The sequence below is a fragment of the Rhodococcus erythropolis NBRC 15567 genome (assembly GCF_001552595.1).
GTDB lineage: Bacteria > Actinomycetota > Actinomycetes > Mycobacteriales > Mycobacteriaceae > Rhodococcus_F > Rhodococcus_F erythropolis.
In genome coordinates, this window is record NZ_BCRM01000001.1 from 849760 (window position 1) to 872372 (window position 22613).

Genomic DNA, 22613 nt, shown 5'->3' on the forward strand with positions numbered 1-22613 from the left:
CGACGCGACCACTATCGTATCCACCGTGAAGGAACCAACCGGTGCGCAACGCTGCCTGCAACAGATCCGGCAGATGATCGTCTCGGGTGAGCTGCTGCCTGGACAGAAAGTCCACCAAAGCGAGCTCGCCGAGCGGTTGAACGTCAGCCGAATTCCGGTCCGTGAGGCACTTTCGACCTTGCAGGCAGAGGGCGTCCTCGAACACAAGTCCAACACCGGGTACACCGTCGCCAGATTCAGCAGCGAAGATCTTTCCGAGCTCTACCTGATGCGACGCCTGCTCGAAACGGAGATCCTGGCGTCGATCGATCTCGGTGGCGTCGACGTCGCCGAGTTGGAACGAATCCAGGAGCAGGTCGACCAGGCGGAACCGAGCGAGCAGGGTCCAGAGTTTCAGGAAGCCAACCGTGAGTTCCACTTTCGTCTGTTCTCGTACTCGCCCCTGCAGCGTGTGCTGCAGGAAGTGGATCGGCTCTGGTACATGTCGGACTTCTATCGTGCCCTGTACATCCACGAGCCGTCGTCGCGTCGGAAGGTTTCCGAGGACCACGGCCGGATTCTCCAGGCCGTTCGCGATCAAGATTCGGCCGAACTGATCCGGGCGAGCGACGAACATCGATCTGCTACAGAAGATCTGGTCGTACGAAGGCTGGGTCGCAGTCGACCTCGCTGAGCGAGGACGAAGAGCAAACAGGTGCGCGGTATCCTTCCGGTTCTCGGATACCGCGCACCTGTGGTCGTGGGACGGCCGAACGCTCAGGGCGCCAGAGTGTCGCGAAGTTCGTTCTTACGGATCTTCCCGGTCTGCGTCGACGGTAGCTCGTCGAGTACGTATACCTCGCGTATCTTTTGGTACGGAGCAACCTGCGTGGCAACGTGATCCATGATCTCGGTCGCAATCTGCTCGATGCGATCGACCGACTCCGGGTTGACCACGACGAAGGCCACCGGAATCTCCCCGGCCAGTTGGTCGGGCGCGCCGACCACGGCCGCCTGCAGTACGTCGGGGTGCGTGCACACCAACTCTTCGAGCGGTTGCGGGTAGACGTTGTACCCCTTGTAGATGATCAAGTCCTTGGAGCGGCCGCCGATGAACAGATTGCCATGCTCGTCACGCCAACCCATGTCTCCGGTATGAAGCCAACCGCCGATGAACTGACCGGCGCTGAGTTCGGGTTCGTTGTGGTATCCGTCGGTGATCTGTGGCCCGCGGGCCCAGATCTGCCCGGTCTCACCCGTAGCCAGGACGGCTTCGGTGACTTCGTCGCGGATCTCGATCTCGGTGTCGGGGAAGGGGAGCCCGACGCTTCCCAACGGAGTGGGGCGTTCGTCGCACGGTGAACCCATGGTCAGACCCATTGTTGCTTCGCTGAGCCCGTAGCCTTCGGTGACGAGCGCGTTCGGGAAGACCTCTCGCAGTGTACGGATCGCCGTCGTGTCGAGTGGGGCTGCTCCGGATCCGAGAATCCGAACCGAACCCAGACCGTGCTCACGCAGAGTTCGTGCGCGTAGCAACGCGTAGTACATCGTGGGAGATCCGCCGATGTACGTCACCTGATACTTGTCGACGTCGGCGAGAAATCGGTCCGGATCGAAGCGCGTCCCTAGTATCACCGTGCCACCGAGCAAGGTGGTGAAGTTGTGACTGACCAGACCGAGGCCGTGGAACAGAGGCGCGATCGAAATCGACGCGCCTTCACCCGGAACGATGGAGTAACGCGTGACTGCGCCCTCGATCGGCCGAACGAGAAGTGCCCCGTCGACGAGTTCGGCTCGATGCCCGGAGCGCCAACAGGCGGATTGGAGCACGTTGGCCACGAGATTCCGGTGAAGTACCCGTACGGCCTTGGACTTTCCGGTTGTGCCGCCGGTCAATTGCAGGTGAGCAACAAGGTTGGGATCCACCCGGTAGTCGGCCAATGGTTTCGACGAGGCGAGGTCCGTGATGGAGGTGAGGCCTTCGCAATGGCCTGACTGCGCGCCGACTCCCGGAACCAGTACCAGGATGCGAGGCGGTGCGGACAGTGTGTTGGCCTCGATTGCCGTTGCAGCACAGGATGGATGGGTGAATACGACCTTGGCGTCGACGTCGTCGAGCTGGCGCTTCAATTCGGTCACAGGCTGCGCCGGATTTATCGGAGCTACTGCTGCTCCGGCGCACAGTGCGCCGTAGTACGCGACAATGAACCAGATCGAGTTCGGCATGTGCAGTCCCACTGCGTCACCCGGCTGGACACCACGCTCCCGCAGACCCTGCGCTACGCGCAGCGCTTGATCATGCAATTGCGAGTAGGTCAGTGACGTGTCGCCGTCGACGAGGGCGAGACGTTCGGGGTACGAGCGGGCCGCTCCGGCCAGAATCGCGTCGGCACCGCATTCGGGATATTCCAAGCTGCGTGGCAGTCCGAGCGGCCAACTCGAACTCATGTCAGGGCTCTGAATTTCTGTAGCCGTCATCTCAGATCAGCTCGAGAATCGTGGCATTGGCCATTCCGCCGCCTTCACACATGGACTGCAATCCGTAGCGGATGCCGTTCTCTCTCATGTGATGTACGAGAGTGGTCATCAGACGTGCGCCGGAACCACCGATCGGATGACCCAATGCCATCGCGCCACCGTTTGGGTTCATGCGTTCGTAATCGGCGCCGGTCTCACGGAGCCAGGCCAGCGACACCGAGGCGAAAGCTTCGTTGATCTCGAACGCACCGATGTCACCGATCGAGAGACCGGACTTCGCAAGAGCTTTCGCCGTAGCCGGAATGGGACCCTCGAGCATGGTGACAGGATCCGTACCGGTGACCACCGCGGTGTGAATACGTGCGATGGGTGCCCAACCTCGAGATTTCGCGAACTCGCTGGTGGTCACGAGCAGCGCGGCGGAACCGTCGGAGATCTGCGACGAATTGCCGGCAGTGATCGAGCCGTCTTCGGAGAAAGCAGGTTTGAGCGATCCGAGCTTCTCGAGAGTGCCACCGCGACGCACCCCCTCGTCCTTCTCGAAGACACTGCTGCGGCCGTCGGCGTCGGTCACCGTCACAGCAGTGATCTGATCCTTGAAACGACCTTCGTCGATCGCGGCGGCGGCGCGCTCGTGCGAATCCATCGCATGCTGATCCAGTTCGGCCCGCGAGATGCCGTACTTTTCGGCAATCATCTGGGCGCCCATACCCTGGTTGAAACGAATACCGTTGTAGCGCTCCCAGACAAGCGGCCCGTGCGGCTCACCGAAACGTGCGTCGGCACGTGCGGAGCCCATCGGTACGGCGCTCATCATCTCGACGCCGCCCGCGATTGCGACATCGTACTGGCCGGAGATCACGCCGGCGGCCGCCTGGTGAACTGCCTGTTGGGACGATCCGCACTGGCGATCGACGGTTACCCCTGGCACATGTTCGGGCCAACCGGCCGCCAGGACCGAAGACCGGGCGATGCACCCGGACTGCATCCCGAGCGTGCCGACGCAACCCCAGATCACGTCGTCCACGAGCGCCGGATCGAGATCGACTCGATCGGCCAAGGCCTCGAGAACATGTGCAGACAGCGAGACTGCATGCATTCGGGAAAGTGCACCGTTTCGTTTACCGACTGCGGTTCGGACGGCGTCGACGACGACTGCGTCACGCATGGGAACTCCTTCGATCGTTCGTGTGACTGGGAAGATCTGGATCCGGTCTCTACAGACCCATGTCCTTGGCGATGATCGTCTTCATGACTTCACTTGTACCGCCGTAGATACGGCTCACCCGAGTGTCTGCGTACAAACGTGCGATCGGGTACTCGAGCATGTAGCCGTATCCGCCGTGCAATTGCAGGCACTTGTCGATGACGCGCGCGGCGACCTCGGTACCGAACAGCTTGATGCGCGCTGCGTCGGCGGCGGTGAGTTCGCCTGAGTCGTCGAGTTCGATGCCTCGATCGGCGAGTGCCTGCGCGGCCTCGACCTCGGCAGAGCACTCCGCGAGAACGAACTTGGTGTTCTGGAACGCCGCGACGGGCTTGCCGAACACTTGGCGTTCCTGGACGTAGGCCTTCGCGAATTCGATTGCAGCCCGGGCAGATGCCACACCACGACTGCCGATCGAGAGGCGCTCTCGCGGCAGGTTCTGCCCCAGGTACGAGAAGCCCTTGTCCTGCTCGCCGAGGAGATCGGCAACCGGAACCTTGACGTCGGTGAACGAAAGTTCGCTGGTGTCACTGGCGCGCAGGCCGAGCTTCTCGAGTTTGCGACCGTATTCGAAGCCGGGTGCGTCGGTGGGAACCACCATCAGGCTCAGTCCGAAGCGGCGATCGTCCTCTGCGGGCGCGGACGTGCGTGCAACCACCACGCACAGTTCGGAATTCACCGCACCGGTGATGAAGGTCTTCGCTCCGTTGAGGATGTAGTGAGTGCCGTCGTCGGAGAGCTTGGCAGTGGTGCGGATGCCGGCCAGATCGGATCCGGTACCGGGCTCGGTCATGGCGATGCACAGCGTCTTCTCACCCGTGGCGATCGAGGGGAACCAACGCTGCTTCTGCTCTTCGTTCGCCAGACGCAGGAGGTACGGCAGGACGATTCCGGTACTGACCGTGTAGTGGCCGAAGCTGACTGCAGCGCGCGAGGTTTCCTCGTCCATCACGGCCTGGAACTTGTAGCTGATCGTGCCGGTTCCGCCGTATTCCTCGGGGATGTCGAAACCCATGACACCGAGATCGCCGAGTTTGTGGAACAACTCGCGTGGGACGCGGTTGTCGCGTTCCCAGTCTGCGTAGAACGGAGTGACTTCCTTCGCGATGAACGTGCGGATCGTCTCGCGGAAATCCTCGTGCTCCTGGGTGAAGAGGTTGCGCTTCATCTCGTCCTGCTTTCTCGTGGAGGGTTAGTGGACCGCGACGACTGCGGAACCGCGCAGTGTCACGGTGCCGTCGGGCAGCGTCATGGTGAGGTCGAGGTGACCGAGGCCGTCTTCGACCTTGACGACCGTCCCGGTGCACCGTGGCGTCGAGTTCACCGGGGTGATCGCTGAGAACCTGACCGAGAAGGAACGGATGCGCTCCTGCTCGTAGTGATCGGTGAGTAGTCGTCCGAGGTACGCCATGGACAACATGCCGTGGGCGAAGACGTCGGGGATACCAACTGCTGCACAGGCATCCATGTCGATGTGGACGGGATTGTGGTCTCCCGAAGCGCCGGCGTACAGAGCAAGTGTGGTGCGTGTGATCTTCGGGACCGTCAGGTCCAGGATGTCTCCGGTATTCAACTCAGCTCACCTTTTCGTAGAGGGTGACGACTCCGGCACCGCCGAGGCCGAGGTTGTGCTGCAGCGCGAGGGTTGCACCGTCCACCTGACGTGGACCAGCGTCGCCACGAAGCTGCCATACCAACTCTGCGCATTGGGCGAGGCCGGTGGCGCCGAGTGGGTGGCCCTTGGACAGAAGGCCGCCGGACGGGTTGACCACCACTCGTCCGCCGTAGGTGTTGTCGCCGCTGAGGATGAACTGCTCGGCGCCGCCCTCTTCCACGAGTCCGAGAGCTTCGTAGCAGAGCACCTCGTTCACCGTGAAGCAGTCGTGAAGTTCGACGACCTTGATATCGCGGGGGTCGACGCCCGAGGCCTCGTAAACGTGACGAGCGGCCGAGGCGGTGACGTCGTAGCCGACGGCCTTGATCATGCTTCCTTCGTCGAAGGTGCTGGGTAGATCGGAAGTCATCGACTGCGCCTTGATCGCGACGTCTGTACGAAGTCCGTTGGCGCGGGCGAATTCTTCGGTGCAGATGATCGCTGCCGCGGCGCCACACGTGGGTGGGCAGGCCTGATACCGCGTGACGGGTCCGAAGAGCGTCGGCGCTGCCAGCACTTCTTCTTCGGTGAGTTGTGTGCGGAACACCGCGTACGGGTTGTCGGCCGCGTGCTTGCGTGCCTTCACCTGAATCTTGGCGAACGTTTCGGCCTTCATACCGAACTTCTCCATGTATTCCATACCCGCCACACCGAAGTACTGCGCAGCCCGCGGAACTGATGCGTCGATCCCGGCGGCGGCCTCTAGTACCTCGTCGAAGCGACCGAGGGGGCGTGGGCGGTCCGTCCAGGCACCCTTGAGGGCGCCGGGTTGCATCTGTTCGAAGCCGAGCGCCAGAGCACATTCCACCGCGCCGCTCTCGACTGCCTGGCGGGCCAGCCAGAGCGCAGTCGAACCGGTGGCGCAGTTGTTGTTGACGTTGATCACCGGGATGCCGGTCTCGCCGAGGTTGTACAGCGCGCGCTGGCCACTGGTGGAATCGCCGTACACATACCCGACGTAGGCCTGCTGAACCTTCGAGTACTCGAGGCCTGCGTCCTCGAGTGCCGCGGTGGCCGCGCCTGCTCCCATGACGTCGTAGTCGTCGCTCTTACCTGGCTTGGTGAAAGGGATCATGCCGACCCCGGCTACAAATGCTTTACGGCTCATCATTTCTCCGAATGATCGAGGGGAGCGGTATCAGACTCGTCCGCCGTCGACAACCAGGCACTGGCTGGTGACGTAGTCGGATTCCGGTGTGCAGAGCAGGTATACGGCACCCGCGGCTTCCACCGGAGTCGCACCTCGACCGAAGGGGATGGTGGTTGCCATGGCTGCCATGCGGTCGGGATTGACTCCGACACGAATGTCGCGACCGTCGATCGTGATCTTGGTGTCGGAATCGGCTGTCACCTCAGTCATTCGGGTGACGACGAAGCCGAATGCAACCGCGTTGACATTGACCTTGTAGCGGCCCCACTCCTTGGCCAGCGTTTTGGTGAGACCGACGATGCCGGCTTTCGCGCTGCCGTAATTGGATTGTCCTGCATTGCCGAAGACACCCGAAGTGGAGGAGATGTTGACGACCTTGCGGTGGTAGTCGGTGGGATTGGCCTTGATGTACGGCTGGGCGGCACGCAGGATCCGGAACGGCGCCTTGAGGTTGACGTCGAGGATGGTGTCCCACTGCTCGTCGGTCATTTTCTGGATCACGCTGTCCCAGGTGTATCCCGCGTTGTTGACGATGACGTCGAGTCCGCCGAATGATTCGACGGCAGTGTTCACGAAGCGTTCGGCGAACCCGTCCTCGGCAACGGAGCCGACGCACGAGACAGCCTGTCCACCTGTGGCTTTGATATCGCGCTCGGTCTGAGCGGCAGGTTCGGGATCGAGGTCGTTGACCACTACCGAGGCGCCTTCGGAAGCGAGCTTGAGAGCGATTTCACGGCCGATCCCGCGTCCCGAGCCAGAGACGATGGCAACTTTGCCGTCGAGTGTTCCCATGATGCGATCCTTTTCGTTTTCAGCTTGCGGCAGTGACTACGCCGATTTCGGCGAGCACTTCGTCGGTGTGTCGGCCGATGACGGGTGCGGGACGCGGGTCGTCGGCCGGTGTATCGGAGTAACGCGGAGCGGGATTCGGTTGGATGTGACCGTCGCCGAATTTTCCAAATGTCGCTCGGAAGGCATTGTGCGGGTGTACCGCTGCTTCGTCGAAGTTCAATACCGGGGAGACGCAGGCGCCCTGCATGTCGAATGCAGCGTCCCATTCGTCGCGGGTACGGGTCGCGAAGAGATCGGCAAGCCGGTCCGCCATTGCCGTCCATGCTTCTCTGTTGTGCTGCTGTGCGAACAGTGGATCTTCGGTCAGTCCGAGCACTCTCATGGTTGCGGCATAGAACTGTGGCTCCACGCAACCCACCGCCATGAATCCACCGTCGGCGCAACGATAGTTCCGGTAGAAGGGAGCGCCGCCGTCGAACATGTTGGATGCGCGCTCGTCCACCCAGCGATCTCGCGCGAGTAGTCCGTGGATCAATGCCAGCTGCACGGCGGTGCCGTCGGTCATCGCCGCGTCGACCACTTGTCCGCGGCCGTCGATTCGTGCGCGCAACATTGCGGTTGTGATGCCGAGTGCCAGCAGCATTCCGCCACCGCCCATGTCTCCGACCAGATTCAGCGGAACCGGAGGGACCTCCCCGGGGGCTCCCATGGCCCCGAGTGCGCCGGTCAGGGCAATGTAGTTGAGATCGTGGCCCGGTTCCTGTGCCAACGGCCCATTCTGGCCCCACCCGGTCATCCGGCCGTACACGAGCTTCGGGTTCCTGGCGAGGCAGGTGTCCGGGCCGAGCCCCAAACGCTCGGTGACTCCCGGCCGGAAGCCCTCGATTACCGCGTCGGCGGTGTCGATGATCTTCAAGACGGTGTCGACGTCGTGAGGATCCTTGAGATCAAGAGCTACCGAACGCCGGTTGCGATGCAGCACAGGATGTCCGGACTGCTTTCCGGCCTCGGTGCTTCGGTCGATCCGAATCACGTCAGCGCCTTGATCGGCAAGTAGCATGCCGCAGAACGGGCCTGGCCCGATACCGCCGAGTTCGACGACACGAAGGCCGGCGAGCGGACCGCTGGGACTGGCGTCAATCGTCATGGAAATAGACATCTTTCGCTGGTAGGGAGACTAACGCGAGCCGGCATCGACGGTCAGGCACTGCCCACTGACGTAGTCGGTGTCCTGCGTGCAGAGCACGTACACGGCGCCGGCAGCCTCTGCGGGAGTACCCGGGCGACCGAGTGGGTTGGACGTCTTGACTCGTTCCATGACGGCCGCGCTGACACCGGCCTTGATCTTGCGGCCGCCGATCTCGACAAACGAATCGTCGCCGGCAACTGCTTCGGTCATGCGGGTGAGGATGAACCCGTAGGCAACCGCATTGACGTTGACCTTGTAGCGTCCCCATTCCTTGGCGAGAGTCTTTGTCAGTCCGACGATTCCGGCCTTCGCGGCTGCGTAGTTGGACTGTCCGGGGTTTCCGTAGAGGCCGGCCACCGAGGAGACGTTGACGACCTTGCGTTGGTAGTCGGTGGGGTTGGCCTTGATGTACGGCTGGGCGGCCCGAAGAATACGGAAAGGTGCCTTGAGATGGACGTCGAGAATGGTGTCCCACTGCTCGTCGGTCATCTTCTGGATGACGGTGTCCCAGGTGAATCCCGCGTTGTTGACGATGATGTCGAGTCCGTCGAACGCATCGATTGCGGTGCCGACGAAACGCTCGGCGAAATCGGCGTCCGTCACGGATCCGACGTAGGCGATTGCGTGTCCGCCTGCAGCCTTGATGTCTTCGACCGTTTCGTGGGCCGGTTCGGGATCGAGGTCGTTGACCACTACGGATGCGCCTTCGGAAGCGAGGCGAAGTGCGATGTCGCGACCGATTCCGCGGCCGGAACCGGAGACGATGGCGACCTTGCCGTCGAGAGTGCCCATGTTCGATGTCCTTGCAGTCTAGGTGGAATGAGTGTCGTCAAGCTCGAGGATCACGGATGACCGTGGTGGAGCGGAGGGTCGCAATCGGTTGCCCCTCGCGTGTCACCTCGGTGGTGCGGACCAGAAACTGCAGTGCACCAGCCTTTTTCGCGTAGCAATCCGTGACCGAAGTGGAGAAAAGGAGAGTGTCACCTGCATACGCGGTCTTCAGGTAGGTGAACTCCTGCTCGCCGTGCAGGATCGTCCGGATGTCGATTCCGAGATCCGCGTAGAAGGTGGAGGGATTCGGTCGCTCCATGTCGAGGCAGAACAAGAACGTCGGTGGGACAGGGATGTCGCGGTGTCCGGCCTGTTCGGCGGCGCTCCGGTCGGTGTAGATCGGGTCGTCCTGTCCGGTGGCGCGGGCAAAGAAGGCGAGTCGCCCGCGCTCGACCTCCACCGAGTGCTCGGGAATTCGGGTGCCGATGACCCCGGCGTCGAGGCTGGTCATGACAAACTCCTCGGAATCTGGGCGAAAGTGTCCGCCATCTGATGAATGAGTTTCGAATCGCGGTTAGCGCATATTCACTTTGACCCAGATATGTGCAGTTGTCAAGGAGTCTGAGAACCTAATCCGAGTGATGGGTGATTCCCGAGCCTGGTGGAGAGGACAGACTAGTCCGACGTGGCGGCCAGGGCACGCAGATCGCGTTTGAGTACCTTGCCGGCACCGTTGACCGGCAACGCATCGACGAACTGGAAGGAGCGAGGAACCTTGTACCCGGCGATGAGTGTCTTCACATGCGCGCGCAATGCGTCGACGTCGACGTTCGAATCCGCTCGAAGGACGACCACGGCATGTACGCGTTCGCCCCACTGGGAATCGGGTAGGCCGATGACAGAGCACGCTGCCACGGATTCATGTCGAGCCAAGGCGTTTTCGACCTCGGTGGAGTAGACGTTCTCGCCTCCGGTGACGATCATGTCCTTGATGCGATCGACGATGAACAGGTAACCGCGCTCGTCGAGGTATCCCGCATCGCCCGTGTGCATCCAGCCGTCGCGTAGTACCTCGGCGGTCTCGATCGGTTTGTTCCAGTATCCGAGCATGATGTGGCTGCCGAACGTGACGATTTCGCCTACCTCACCCGGTGGCAGTTCCGTGCCTGCCGGATCGACGATCCGGACCTCGCAGTGCGGGAGAATGCGACCGGCGCTACGGAGCAACTCGCCGCCTTCCAGATGATCAGCGGGGCTGAGAACACTGATGTGGGCGGTCTCCGTCATCCCGTAGCCCTGCGCGAAGGCGCTGTTGGGGAACATCTGCATGACTTGCCCCAGAAGCGTCGGAGAAATGGGGGAGGCGCCGTACCTCAGGACTCGAACACTGGTCAGATCGTAGGAAGCCGTGTCCTCGTGCGAGATCAACATCTGAAGCATCGTCGGGACCAGGCCGACGGTCGTCGGCCGATGGCGGTCAACTGCTTCGAGGAATATGCCCGGACTGAATCTCGACAGGAAGACCTGAGTGCCACCCATCAGCGACTGGGCCAGCCACCCGACGATCCCAGCGATGTGGAACAGAGGGTTGACCGCTAGGTTCACTCCACCACTGACAGCGACATTTCCTGCGGCGAGTGTGCCCAAGGCAGAGGTGATCAGCGATCGATGGCTGACCATCACACCTTTCGGTACGCCCGTCGTACCACCTGTGTACAGCAGGAGTGCCAGGGTGTCGCCGCCGACGCGTAGATCGGCGACAGGTACCGATTCCGAGATCACCCGTTCGTAGTCGAGCATTCCCTCGGGGGCCTGTCCTTCGCCGCAGTAGATCACAGTCGCCAGACTTGGGCACGATTCGCGGAGGGCGCTCGCGGCGGGAGCGAAGTTGTCGTCGACCAGCAGGAAGGTCGAGCCGGAATCCTCGAGTGCGTAAGTGATTTCCGCTGGGCTCCAACGGGTGTTGACGGGACTCGCCACCGCTCCCGACCACCAACAGGCGACGAGCGCCTCGTGGTACCAGTCCGAATTCAATGCCAGAATCGCGACGCGATCGCCGGGTTGCAGGCCCATCGCCTGCAACCCGCCCGCCAGCTTCGTGATTCGTTCGACCGATTGTCGGCAGCTTCGGACTCGATCTCCGAACACTGTCATCGGGGTTTCCGGGGCTGCTCGCATGGATCGGTGAACGAATTGAGTCAGTTGCATGTGCTTCCTCCAAGGAGTCCGGGGCGCGTGGCCTGATTCAGATCAGTTCCAGGATCATGGCATTGGCCTGACCGCCAGCCTCGCACATCGACTGCAATCCGTACCGAATACCGTTGTCGCGCATGTGGTGTACGAGGGTCGTCGTCAGACGTGCGCCCGAACCGCCGAGAGGATGACCGAGTGCCATCGCGCCGCCGAGAGGGTTGAGCTTGGCATAGTCGGCGCCGGTCGCCTGCAGCCAAGCCAGAGTGACCGAAGCGAAAGCCTCGTTGATCTCGAATGCCCCGATGTCGGACAGTGACAGCCCCGAACGCTCGAGGACCTTGGCGGTGGCCGGAATGGGACCGGTAGCCATGGTGATCGGGTCGACGCCTGCCAATGCCACGGTGTGGACCCGGGCGATGGGCTTCCACCCTCTGCGAGCCGCCAATTCGCTGCTGGTGACCAGAAGCGCAGCGGCGCCGTCGGAGATCTGTGACGAGTTGGCAGCGGTGATACGTCCGTCGTCCTTGAACGGGGTAGGGAGTGCAGCCAATCGCTCGAGAGTCGATCCGCGCCGGACCCCCTCGTCGGTGTCGACCAAGGACACGGTGCCGTCTTCGGCCGTGGTCTTCACCGGGCTGATCTGACTCTCGAATGCGCCCGAGTCGATTGCCGCGCCAGCTCGCTCGTGGGAATCGAGAGCGTGCTGATCCAGCTGCGTTCGGGGCAGCCCGAAGTTCTCGGCGATCATTTCTGCGCCCACACCCTGGTTGAATTCCACTCCGTTGTATCGCTTGCGGACCAGCGGGCCGAACGGCTTGCCGAATTGGGTGGCGCTGCGTGCCGAGCCGATGGGGACGCGGCTCATGCTCTCGACGCCTCCGGCGACGGCGATGTCGTAGTGGCCACTGATGATTCCGGCCGCGGCGAAATGCAAGGACTGCTGCGAGGATCCGCAAGCCCGGTCCACGGTCACACCGGTGACCGATTCGGGCCAACCCGCGGCGAGTACGGCGTATCGGCCGACGCCGCCGGCTTGTTCACCAACCTGGCTGACGCAACCCCACAAGACGTCGTCGACTGTGCTCGGATCCAGGTCGTTGCGTTCGGTGAGGGCGCGAAGGACATGTGCGGACAGGTCGACGGGGTGAATCCCGGACAGCCCTCCGTTCCGCTTTCCGATCGGTGTGCGAACTGCGTCGACGATGACGGCGTCGTTCATGGCGTGCTCCTTCGTTGCCGACTTCGAGGTCGGCGTCTTTGCGGTTGGGCAGATAAGTGAATTACCAATAACTTTTGTTTGGTTGGCGATCCATTTCGATCATTGACCCTGCATCTAGTTATGGCAAATTCACATTATTCATTGAACTGCTTGCTAGGAAGCTGTTTTAGTGATTGAATCCTGCCCAGCAGGCAATGTGACGCCCATCACCGAATCGGGCAAGTCGGGCGCCAACGGCGAAGTCGTGGCGAATCTTCCCTTACCAGTTCAAGGAGATTTAGTGGTACTCGAACAGCAGGTGAACCGGCCTCGGGCCAAGCTCGGAGAAGCAGGCGAATCCAGGACAGTGGCCTGGGGGATGACCAGCGTGCTGGTCGCCATGTATGTCATCAACTTCGCCGACAAAGCAGTTCTCGGCATCATCGCTCAGCCCTTGGCCAAGGAGTTGGGACTCTCCGCTTCGGATATCGGTCTGACCGGTAGTGCCTTTTTTCTGATGCTCTCGCTCGGTGGCTTGTTCTCGGGCGCTCTCGACAAGTGGCTCGGACTGCGCTGGGCGCTCGTCCTGCTGGTCGTCCTGTGGTCCATGGCGATGTTGCCGCTCATTCTCTCGGCCAGCTTCGTGACCCTGCTGGTGAGTCGGATGATTCTCGGCTTCGCCGAAGGACCCAACTCGCCCCTGCTGTTCTCCGCCGCATACTCCTGGCATGCGCCGGCGCGACGCGGACTGCCGGGAGCCGTCCTGACCTGCTCGGCGTCGATCGCGAAGATTGCGATCGCACCCATCCTCGCGTACGTGGCCGTCACCTGGGGTTGGCGTTCTGCGCTGGTCGCATTGGCGATCGCGGGTCTGTTGTGGGCTGTGCTGTGGCTGGCAATGTGGAAGGAAGGTCCGTACGGCCGCAGTGGCAACTCGGGTAAGGCCGATAGCGTCGACTCGGGCCCTGAAGAATCGGGCCCTGAAGACTCGGATCCGGCATCGGCATCGGCAACGGCGCCCGCGACTGACGCTGAGCCGGCTGTGCCCTGGCTGCGCATCTTCCGTACCCGCACCTTCATCGGCGGAGTTCTGCTCATTGCAGCCGCCTATGCACTCGCAGCAGTGGTCCTCACCTGGTTGCCGTCGTATTTCGAACTGGGCCTTGGTTATTCACGGCTCCAGGCCGGTTCCATGTTCTCCATCCCCAGCCTCATCGGCCTTGTGATCATGTTGAGCAGCACGTGGCTCAGTGACAGGCTCATCACCAAAGGCGTCAGCATGCGGGCTGCTCGGGTGGTCTTTCCTGCGGTCGGCATGCTGATCGGCGGCACGATGTTGGTCTTCCTGCCGTTCGTCAGTGCGCCCGTCATGGCTGTGTTCATGGTGTCCTTGGGCTATGCGATATGCACTCCGGTGCTGCCGCTTCTCAATGCCTGTGTGAGCGAATTGTGCCCGCCGAAGCAAATTTCCGGGGTACTCGGGGTGTTCCTGTCGCTCATGGCGTTCGGTGGTTTCATCGCGCCGTACATGATGGGACGCATCGTCGATGCGGCCGGCGACGGTGGTGACGGCTACGCGACCGCCTTCCAGATCCTCGGTGGGGTTGCACTCGTCGTGGCCGTTGTCGGCATCGTCATCATCGACCCTGCCCGTGACAAGAACTTGGTGCGCCCCAACGCTCCCGTTGTTGCTGCCCGATAGGCCGATCTCGATGACCTTCGTACTCGATCATCATGTTTCGCCTGACTTCGAGAGCCTACTCACTTTGGAAGAGTTGAGCAGCAACGAGTTTCGCGGCTACTGCCATGCCGGGCATCCGATGAGGGCGTTCGGCGGGCAGGTGGCGGCTCAGGCTCTGACCGCCGCCGGCTGTACCGTTCCACCGGAAAATCTTGCGCATTCGCTGCACGGTTATTTCCTCAGCGCGGGCGATCCCACCAAACCGATCGTCTACGAGGTGGAACGACTCCGAGACGGGCGGTCGTATCACTCCCGTCGAGTCACTGCGAGACAAGATGGCGAACCGATCTTCACGTTGTCGGCCTCCTTCAAACTGCCCGAAGGCGGCGCGGATCGGCAGTTGACGATGCCCGAAGTGCCGCCACCCGAGGAACTTCCGGATCCGTACGAGCACTGGGCGCAAGAGCGGCCTGAGGAGTACCAGGCCGCGACAACAGTGCGAGTGATGTCCCTGCGCTTCGTTCCGCAGGATCGGGTATCGGACCACCGTGCAGTACCGGGACTTTCAGAGCAGACGGTGTGGCTCAAACCCGCTCGAGCCTTGCCCGACAATCCGTTGCTTCACGTCTGCGCCCTCACGTACGGCTCCGACATGACATTGGCGTCGACAGCGTCACTGGACATTCAACCGCATCGCTCGATGCTCAAGGGCCAATCCAGGGCGATCGTGACTTCCCTCGATCACGCTGTGTGGTTCCATCGACCCTTCCGCGCTGACGACTGGATGCTCTTCTCGCAGAGCAGCCCATCGTCCTGCGACGGGCGCGGACTGTCGAGTGGGTACTTCTGGAGTAGGGAAGGAGATTTGGTAGCCACTGTTGTCCAAGAGTCGCTGGTTCGCCGACTCGACTAGAAGATTCTTTCCATCCATTCCGAACAGCTGGAGGTTCTACTCATGACGCTCGCCTGGCCGACCGATATGCCTCGGTGCCTCGACTATCCGACGACGGGAATCGACGCAGTTCTCGCGGGAGCTGCGTGCGCCTACCCTGATCGAATCGCGTTGCAAGACGGCGACCTTGCACTCACCTTCGCCGAGTTGCATGATCGTGCACAACGAGCGGCCGGGGGATTGCGTGCACTCGGAGTGCAACCGGGGCACGTCGTGGCGCTCCATATGGTGAACAACCTGTGGTATGTCGTGGCGTACTACGGTGCGTTGTGTGCGGGTGCTGCTGTGGCGCCGGTCAATCCGACTCTCCCGCCCGCCGGTCTCCGCGATCAGTTGGACGATGTGAAGGCCCGGGTGGTCATCTCGCACCCCGAAACCGTCGGCATCGTTCTGGCAGCGGACGCGCAGTGCGTCGACGCAGTGGTGTGCGTATCCGCGACACCCTCGGCGCCGGCGACCGAAACGGTTCTGCCAGAGGGCGTTCGTGCATTCGGCGATCTACTGCAAGCGCAGCCGTTGGTGTCGTACCGCGTCGATCCGGAGCTCGTCGCCCATCTGCAGCTGACCGGTGGTACGACCGGACGCTCCAAAGCTGTTCGCGTACTTAACCGTAACCTGGTTTCGAATGTCATCCAGATGGCGTCCTGGCGATCGGGACTTCTCACCGAACTCGACGAATTCGGTGGGCTTCGCATGCAGTCGACCGTCGATCGCGGTCCTCACGCGCTGGTGCCTGGCGAAGGCGTCAACATCGCAGTGGCGCCCCTCTTCCACGGTCTGGGCTTGGTCGGACAGAACGTCAGTACGCTGCTCGGTTCGACCGTTGTCTTCACCGGCCGCTTCGATCCGGACCGGATGTTGGCAGACATCGAGCGCCTCGGCGTCACGCACATCACCGGTTCGCCTGCGATGTACTACGCATTGTTGGCGAGCAGCAGGATCGGAGCGCACGACTTGTCCTCCGTGCGTGCGATCAACTCCGGCGCAGCCCCGTTCGACACGACATCGCTGCGGCGCCTTCAAACGATCTTCGGCAACGCCTGGGTCACGGAGGGATACGGCCTGAGCGAAGCGACGATGGGCCTGACCGGTGCGCCTTTGAACAGTGATGTCGCGACGCCGCCGGACAGTGTCGGTGTCGCAATCTTCGACACCGAACTCGAGATCCGAGACGAGAATTCGGCAGTCCTCGGGCCCGGCGAGGTCGGTGAGGTCTGGGCCCGCGGGCCCCAGATCACCGACGGATACCAGAGCCAGCCGGAGCTGACCGCGGTTCAGTTTCGCGATGGTTGGCTCGCGACCGGCGACATGGGGCGGCTGGACGATGCGGGGCACCTGTTTCTGGTCGGGCGATCGAAGGACATGATCATCTACAAGGGCTACAACGTGTATCCGCAGCCGCTCGAAGAGATTCTGTGTTCGCATGCTGCCGTTGCGCAGGCAGCCGTCGTCGGCGAAAAGGTGCCGGTGGTCGGCGAGCGTGTGACGGCCTTCGTTCAATTGAACCGCGACTTCGCGTCCGAATCTGCATCGGACCTGCAATTGCTGGAACGGGAATTGACGGACTACGTGGCCGCGAAGGTGGCTCCGTATCAGAAGGTTCGTTCGATCAGATTCGTCGACCGGCTGCCTGTCACCGCAACGGGAAAAATACAGAAGGACGTATTGCGGAACAGTCTTACCGTCGACACAGCCTAGGACGTTCGTCCAGTTGCCTCTTCCGATTCCGTCCTGCGACGGCGTGATTTCTGCGAGAGTGTCGAACATGCGTGGAATTCTGGTAGCCGGTGTGAGTGCATTCACGGCCATCGTCTCGGTCGTCTCGGCTCCCACTGCCGGTGCCGAGGCGACTGCGGACCGAGCTCGCTCGTTCTCCGAGACCACGTCCGTCGGCGTCCACAACTCCTACGAGAAGGCGACGTTTCCGTACTTCGCCGACGCTTTGGACTCCGGGGCCTCGCTGCTCGAATTGGATCTGTGGACCAACGGCGGTGGTCCGGACTGGCGTGTCTCGCACATGAATCCGGTGGCGAGTGACAGCAACTGCGTCGGTGCGCAGGACGCATCCGGGTTGCGAAGTGGTCTGCGAGATCAGGGACTGCGCGGATGCCTGGCAGATATGCGGGCGTGGCACGAAGCCGACCCCGAGCATCCTCCGGTGATGATCAAGTTGGAACTCAAGGACGGCTTCACCACCGGCTACGGACGCGGACCTGCCGATCTCGACGCCTTGATCCTCGGGACTCTCGGCGACGCGGTCTTCACTCCATCCGATCTGATGGGTGAGTCCTACTCGACCCCGGATGCCGCCGTCACCGACCGTGGATGGCCGACCATGTCCGAGATGAGCGGCAAATTTCTGTTCGAGCTGATTCCGGGAACGATCGAGGAGGGAAACCCGCTCGACACGGAGTGGACCGACCGGCAGTACGCGACGCACTTGCGAGATCTGTCCGCTGCCGGACTCGTCCAACTCGGCGCCGCCTTTCCCGCTGTTCACCGGGCGTCACCGGGAGACCCACGAATCGACCGTTACGCCGACCCGGGCATCCGCCCGTGGTTCGTGATCTTCGACGGCGACGCCCTCGATTACACCTCGGGCGTTGTGGATCCGCAGTGGTACCACGATCGTGGCTACCTGCTCGTCATGACCGACGCGCACAAGGTCGCTCCACAGATCGACGGTGCGCATGCCACCGAAGCCGAGGCGAGCGAGCGTCTCGACCGGTTGGCGGGTGATCACGCAAGTTACATCACCGCGGACTGGTCGAGGTTGCCGAACGTATTGTCCACCGTGGTGCCGCGTCGGTGATCTAGAGGGCGGCAATTCTCAGGAACAGGGTGCAGGATGGGTTCATGCGCACTGTCACGTGGAATCCCGAAGTCTACGGCCGCTATTCGGGTGAGCGGTCACGCCCGTTCGTGGACCTGGTGTCACGGGTGGCGACCGAAGACCCGACGCGGGTAGCCGACCTCGGTTGCGGATCAGGTAGCTTGACCGCGATGCTGGGGGAACGATGGCCGGACGCCTCGGTATCCGGTTTCGATTCGTCTCCCGAAATGGTGGCGCAGGCCCCGACAGACCTACCGGGAAACGTCACCGTCGAGTTGGGGGACATCATGTCCTTCGATGTCACGGGTTACGACGTGGTCGTCAGTAACGCTGCATTGCAGTGGGTTCCGAGCCACCGTGAGCTGATCGACCAGTGGGCGGACACCCTGGCATCCGGGTCGTGGCTGGCGTGGCAGGTTCCGGGAAACTTCGATGCACCGTCACATGCGCTCATGCGAAGCCTCGCGGAGTCCGCGGAATGGAGCGAGCGACTGGGCGGCGTCCTACGCGGCCCGGAAGGCGTCGACAGTCCGGTTGCGTACGCGCAGCGTCTGCAGGAGCACGGATTCGACGTCGACGCCTGGGAAACGACGTACGTACACGTGCTGGCCGGTGCCGATCCGGTGCTCGGATGGGTTCGGGGGACTGGACTTCGGCCGGTGCTGGACGTTCTCGGCGAGGCCGACGCTCCGGAGTTCGAGCGCCAGTATTCGGATCTGCTGCGGGAGGCGTATCCCGCAACAGCCGCCGGAACGCTGTTTCCGTTCCGGCGGGTGTTCTGCGTGGGACGCAAGCGGTAACTACTCGGCTGTGCTGCGGTCCGCCGATCACTCAGCGGTGACAAAACCTTCCGAGACCAGCCAGTCGCGAGCCACGTCCGCCGGCTCCTTGCCGTCGACGTCGACCTGCCGGTTGAGCTCGGTCATCACCTCGTTGGTCAGTTTCTCCGAGATCGGCGCCATGACTTCGGCAACCTCCGGATGTGCTTCCGCGAAGTCCTTTTTCATGACCAACGCCGGATTGTATTTCGGGAAGAACTGCAGATCGTCTTCGAGCAGAACGAGATCGAGTGCGATGATGCGACCGTCGGTGGTGAACACCTCGCCGAACTTGCACTGATCGCTGTCGGCTGTCGCCTGGTAGATGATGCCGGTCTGCAGGATCTGGCGCTGGGCACGCGAGGCGTCGAAACCGTATTTCGCTGCCAGGCCGGGGTATCCGTCCTGGCGGACGTTGAACTCGGTCTCGACGCACGTCACCGCGGCGCCGGGATCGGATTCGACCAACTTCGCGTAGTCGGAAACCGTCTTGACGCCGGTCTTCTCAGCGGTCTCCTTGCTCATCGCCAATGCATACGTATTGTTCATCGGCGCCGGATCGGTCCACACCATGTCGTTCGCAGCAAGGTCCGCATCACGGACGGCCTCGAACTGCGCCTGCGAATCGGGAAGCGGAGTCTCGTTGCCGAGGTAGTTGATCCAGCCGGTCCCGGTGTACTCGTACGCAAGGTCGATCTGCCCGTTCAACTGTGCGTCACGGGTGCTGTTCGAGCCCTGGATGTTCGTGAGATCTCGAACATCTGCGCCCGCAGCGGCCATCGCGAATTCGATGACGTATCCGAGCACGATCTGCTCGGTGAAGTCCTTGGAGCCGACGGTCATCTTCACACCCTCGAGCTCAGGAACCGGCTCGATGCTGCCGGGGCCGACAGCCAGGGGCAGTGCGCCACCGGACTCGAGGCCACACGAAGCGACAAGTGTGAGGCCGATCGTGGCAACCGCGACTTTCCAGCCCCACGTTCTGGTGATCGAAGTCTTGGTCATCGTAATCCCTTGGGCCCGAGATAAGTTTCGGCGAGCGCGCCGAGCCAGTCGATCAGCAAGGCCAACGACACCGCCAGTACGGCACCGACCACGAGGGTGACGTTGTCGCGGAGCTTGTATCCGGTGTCGATCAGAATGCCGAGTCCGCCGGCACTGACCAGGAAGCACAGCGTCGCGGTGCCGACTGCCAGAACGAGCGAAGTGCGCAGTCCTGCAAGGATGTACGGGACGGCCATCGGGAATTCGAGTTGACGCAGGACCGTGAGCGAAGACATTCCCTGCCCGCGCCCGGCATCGATCAAGGTCTTGTCCACTTGCTGGTAGCCGAGGATGGTGTTGCGCAGCACCGGGAGCAGCGAATAGAACGCGATGGGAAACACGCCTATCCAGAAGCCCGTCGTTCTTGTTGCGAGATAGAACAGCACGAGCAGGCCGATGGCAGGCGCTGCGGCTCCGATGTTGGCTATTCCCACGAAGAACGGTGCCAATCGGGTGAATTTCGGCCTGGTCAGCAGGGTTCCGAGTGGAACCGCGATGGCGACGACGATGATGACCACGGCGGCCGTGATCAGTACGTGCTGCCAGGTCAGTGTGACGATGTTGTCGAGATTGATGCTCGCCTTCTGCGTCGCGTTGAGATCTCGGCTGAATGCCCAGATCAACACGCCCGCAACCAGGATAAGGACGATGACCGGTTGCACATACAGTCGCATCCGTTCCGCACGGCGCGTGGCGGCGTTCTCGGCCGCACCCAGATCGGGGGCATCCGGTTCCATCTCAGGCGCGGAGACGCGCTCCTCTGTCGTGGCAGTCATGTTCAACCCTCGACGTTCTCGGTGTCTGGCTCTTCGTCGTGGTCGTGCGCATGCTCCTCGCGCATCTCGGAGAGATGGCTGACCAGTGTGTCGATGGTGATGAGACCGACATACTCGCCACGCCGTCCGGTGACGACGGTGGACGCATTGCTTTCGGCGAGAAGAGCCTCCAAGGCATCCTGCAGGGTGGACTGGATGGACACGGCTTCGCCGATCTCGTTACCGACACCTCGAAGCGTCGACGCATGGGCGAGGTGGCCGGGCGAGACCCAGCGAAGCGGCCGTCCACGCTGATCGAGAATCAAGGCCCACTTCCACTTACGCGCTGCGAGTGCGGTTCTCAAATCATCGACCGAATCGGTTTCGCGGGCGGTGAGGCACTGCTTGAGTTTGATCTGGCGCACGCGTGTCAGGGTCAGCTGCTTGAGCGAGGCGTCCGCCCCGACAAATCCCGCGACCATGTCGTTTGCGGGATTGGCGAGAATCGCCTCCGGAGTGTCGTACTGCATGATGCTGGACTGATTGCCCAGCACGGCAATACGGTCACCGAGTTTGACTGCCTCGTTGAAATCGTGAGTGACGAAGACGATGGTCTTACCCAACTCCGACTGCAGACGCATCAGTTCGTCCTGCAGCAGGCCGCGGGTGATCGGGTCGACGGCACCGAAAGGCTCGTCCATCAACAAGACAGGGGGATCGGCAGCCAGCGCCCGCGCCACGCCCACACGCTGTTGCTGGCCACCGGACAACTGGCGAGGGTAGCGGTCGCGATAGGTATCGGGATCGAGGCCGACGAGGTCGAGCATCTCGTCGGTGCGAGCTGCGATACGTTTCTTGTCCCAACCGATGAGGCCGGGCACCGTCGCGACGTTCTTCGCAATGGTGAAGTGCGGGAACAATCCTGCCTGCTGGATCGAGTAGCCGATGCCGCGGCGAAGCTTGTCCGGGTCGATGGACAGCGCGTCCTTGCCGTCGATGGTGATCTTGCCCGAGGTGGGTTCGATCAGACGGTTGATCATGCGCATCGTCGTCGTCTTGCCGCAACCCGAAGGTCCGACGAAGACCACGATCTCACCGGCCGGAACAGTCAGTGAAACATTGTCCACCGCTGCAGCTTTCTGGCCTGGGTAACGCTTCGTCACGGATTCGAGAACAATCTCGACCCCGGATACCTTCTGATCTGCAGATACGTCAGACGGAATGGTTTCAGTCATTGCAGCCCCTTCGAAGTAGTGAGACGACCGATGACGACGTAGATTCCGTCGAGAATCAGAGCCAGAATGACGATCAGTACGGTGCCGACCAGCGCTTGAGGAACAGCGTTCGGGCTACCGACACGCGAGAGTCCGGAGAAGATCAGGTTTCCCAGACCAGGACCCTTGGCGTACGCCGCGATGGCGAGGATGCCCATGAGCATCTGTGTGCTGACCCGCATGCCGGTGAGGATCGACGGCCACGCAATCGGCAGCTCGATTCGACTCAGAACATGCATGCGATTCATTCCGACACCGCGGGCTGCGTCCGTGATCGCCGGGTTGACCGCATCCAGACCGATGATCGTGTTCCGAATGATCGGGAGCAGGGCATACAAGATCAACGCGGTGATCGTGGGAGCGACGCCGAGACCGAGAATCGGAATGAGCAGTCCGAGGAGGGCGAATGAAGGAACCGTCAAGATCGTGCTGGCCAATGCCGTAGCGATGGAGGATCCCGCCGGGCTCCGGTAGACGAGTATGCCGATGATCACGGCGGCAATCGTCGCGATGATCACGGACTGGATAACTGCTGAAACATGTAGGTACGAGTCGGTCATCAATTGTTGTCGTCGTGCAACGACAAAATCCCATAGGGCGCCCATATTTCCGAACCCACTTTCTTCGGACTTCTGCTCGCTCGAA

At 62.0% G+C, this 22613-nt stretch carries 21 protein-coding genes; 6 read left to right on the forward strand and 15 right to left on the reverse strand.

From position 1 onward, the window contains the following. The first annotated feature begins 25 nt into the window (after window positions 1-25). Complete coding sequence (locus tag RE4_RS04105; RefSeq protein ID WP_019745179.1) at window positions 26-673, forward strand: GntR family transcriptional regulator; 648 nt, start codon at window positions 26-28, stop codon at window positions 671-673. An 83-nt stretch (window positions 674-756) separates the two neighbouring features. Here the strand turns inward: RE4_RS04105 and RE4_RS04110 are convergent, their stop codons facing one another. The 11 genes from RE4_RS04110 to RE4_RS04160 all read right to left on the reverse strand — a co-directional run bounded on the left by RE4_RS04110 (window position 757) and on the right by RE4_RS04160 (window position 12632). Further along, a complete protein-coding gene (locus RE4_RS04110) occupies window positions 757-2427 on the reverse strand; it encodes a class I adenylate-forming enzyme family protein (protein ID WP_060938257.1) in 1671 nt (556 codons plus the stop codon). A 31-nt stretch (window positions 2428-2458) separates the two neighbouring features. Further along, window positions 2459-3625 (reverse strand): thiolase family protein, encoded by a 1167-nt coding sequence (locus tag RE4_RS04115; RefSeq protein ID WP_060938046.1) that lies wholly within the window; start codon window positions 3623-3625, stop codon window positions 2459-2461. A gap of 49 nt (window positions 3626-3674) precedes the next feature. Continuing rightward, a complete protein-coding gene (locus tag RE4_RS04120; protein WP_060938047.1) occupies window positions 3675-4832 on the reverse strand; it encodes an acyl-CoA dehydrogenase family protein in 1158 nt (385 codons plus the stop codon). A gap of 24 nt (window positions 4833-4856) precedes the next feature. Then, the gene (locus tag RE4_RS04125) at window positions 4857-5237 is read right to left on the reverse strand and encodes a MaoC/PaaZ C-terminal domain-containing protein (protein WP_060938048.1); all 381 of its coding nucleotides are present in this window, start codon (window positions 5235-5237) and stop codon (window positions 4857-4859) included. Between the two features lies 1 nt (window position 5238). Beyond that, a complete protein-coding gene (locus tag RE4_RS04130) occupies window positions 5239-6426 on the reverse strand; it encodes a lipid-transfer protein (RefSeq protein ID WP_060938258.1) in 1188 nt (395 codons plus the stop codon). 30 nt (window positions 6427-6456) lie between these two features. Then, window positions 6457-7260: an SDR family NAD(P)-dependent oxidoreductase gene (locus RE4_RS04135; RefSeq protein ID WP_060938049.1), complete on the reverse strand. Its 804-nt coding sequence runs from the start codon at window positions 7258-7260 to the stop codon at window positions 6457-6459. Between the two features lie 19 nt (window positions 7261-7279). Beyond that, window positions 7280-8407, reverse strand: coding sequence for a CaiB/BaiF CoA transferase family protein (locus tag RE4_RS04140; RefSeq protein ID WP_020970685.1), 1128 nt, complete (start codon window positions 8405-8407; stop codon window positions 7280-7282). Between the two features lie 30 nt (window positions 8408-8437). Beyond that, on the reverse strand, window positions 8438-9241 hold the full coding sequence (locus tag RE4_RS04145; protein WP_060938050.1) for an SDR family NAD(P)-dependent oxidoreductase: 804 nt from the start codon (window positions 9239-9241) through the stop codon (window positions 8438-8440). Window positions 9242-9278: 37 nt separating this feature from the next. Next, window positions 9279-9731 (reverse strand): MaoC family dehydratase N-terminal domain-containing protein, encoded by a 453-nt coding sequence (locus RE4_RS04150; protein WP_020970684.1) that lies wholly within the window; start codon window positions 9729-9731, stop codon window positions 9279-9281. Window positions 9732-9895: 164 nt separating this feature from the next. Next, on the reverse strand, window positions 9896-11428 hold the full coding sequence (locus tag RE4_RS04155) for an acyl-CoA synthetase (RefSeq protein ID WP_020970683.1): 1533 nt from the start codon (window positions 11426-11428) through the stop codon (window positions 9896-9898). Between the two features lie 37 nt (window positions 11429-11465). Beyond that, complete coding sequence (locus RE4_RS04160; RefSeq protein WP_060938051.1) at window positions 11466-12632, reverse strand: thiolase family protein; 1167 nt, start codon at window positions 12630-12632, stop codon at window positions 11466-11468. Between the two features lie 196 nt (window positions 12633-12828). On the opposite strand from RE4_RS04160, the gene RE4_RS04165 reads away from it, so the two are divergent. The 5 genes from RE4_RS04165 to RE4_RS04185 all read left to right on the forward strand — a co-directional run bounded on the left by RE4_RS04165 (window position 12829) and on the right by RE4_RS04185 (window position 18877). Then, window positions 12829-14313, forward strand: coding sequence for an MFS transporter (locus tag RE4_RS04165; RefSeq protein WP_370671291.1), 1485 nt, complete (start codon window positions 12829-12831; stop codon window positions 14311-14313). 10 nt (window positions 14314-14323) lie between these two features. Further along, window positions 14324-15205, forward strand: coding sequence for an acyl-CoA thioesterase (locus tag RE4_RS04170; protein WP_060938052.1), 882 nt, complete (start codon window positions 14324-14326; stop codon window positions 15203-15205). A 42-nt stretch (window positions 15206-15247) separates the two neighbouring features. Then, window positions 15248-16942, forward strand: a complete 1695-nt coding sequence (locus RE4_RS04175; RefSeq protein ID WP_060938053.1) for a class I adenylate-forming enzyme family protein — start codon at window positions 15248-15250, stop codon at window positions 16940-16942. A 67-nt stretch (window positions 16943-17009) separates the two neighbouring features. Beyond that, entirely contained in the window at window positions 17010-18056 is a 1047-nt protein-coding gene (locus RE4_RS04180; protein ID WP_060938054.1) for a phosphatidylinositol-specific phospholipase C domain-containing protein, read from the forward strand. 44 nt (window positions 18057-18100) lie between these two features. Further along, window positions 18101-18877: a trans-aconitate 2-methyltransferase gene (locus tag RE4_RS04185; RefSeq protein ID WP_060938259.1), complete on the forward strand. Its 777-nt coding sequence runs from the start codon at window positions 18101-18103 to the stop codon at window positions 18875-18877. A 27-nt stretch (window positions 18878-18904) separates the two neighbouring features. Here RE4_RS04185 and RE4_RS04190 read toward each other — a convergent pair whose 3' ends face one another. Genes RE4_RS04190 through RE4_RS04205 form a run of 4 tightly spaced genes read right to left on the reverse strand, consistent with a single transcriptional unit; the run spans window position 18905 to window position 22573 of the window. After that, window positions 18905-19900: a glycine betaine ABC transporter substrate-binding protein gene (locus RE4_RS04190; RefSeq protein WP_019745161.1), complete on the reverse strand. Its 996-nt coding sequence runs from the start codon at window positions 19898-19900 to the stop codon at window positions 18905-18907. After that, complete coding sequence (locus RE4_RS04195) at window positions 19897-20715, reverse strand: ABC transporter permease (protein ID WP_003939758.1); 819 nt, start codon at window positions 20713-20715, stop codon at window positions 19897-19899. Before RE4_RS04195 ends, RE4_RS04190 begins: the two co-directional genes overlap by 4 nt. Window positions 20716-20717: 2 nt before the next feature. Further along, window positions 20718-21929 (reverse strand): ATP-binding cassette domain-containing protein, encoded by a 1212-nt coding sequence (locus RE4_RS04200; RefSeq protein ID WP_020908997.1) that lies wholly within the window; start codon window positions 21927-21929, stop codon window positions 20718-20720. After that, window positions 21926-22573, reverse strand: a complete 648-nt coding sequence (locus tag RE4_RS04205; protein ID WP_019745160.1) for an ABC transporter permease — start codon at window positions 22571-22573, stop codon at window positions 21926-21928. The genes RE4_RS04200 and RE4_RS04205 overlap by 4 nt, the downstream gene beginning before the upstream one ends. Window positions 22574-22613: the final 40 nt, after the last annotated feature.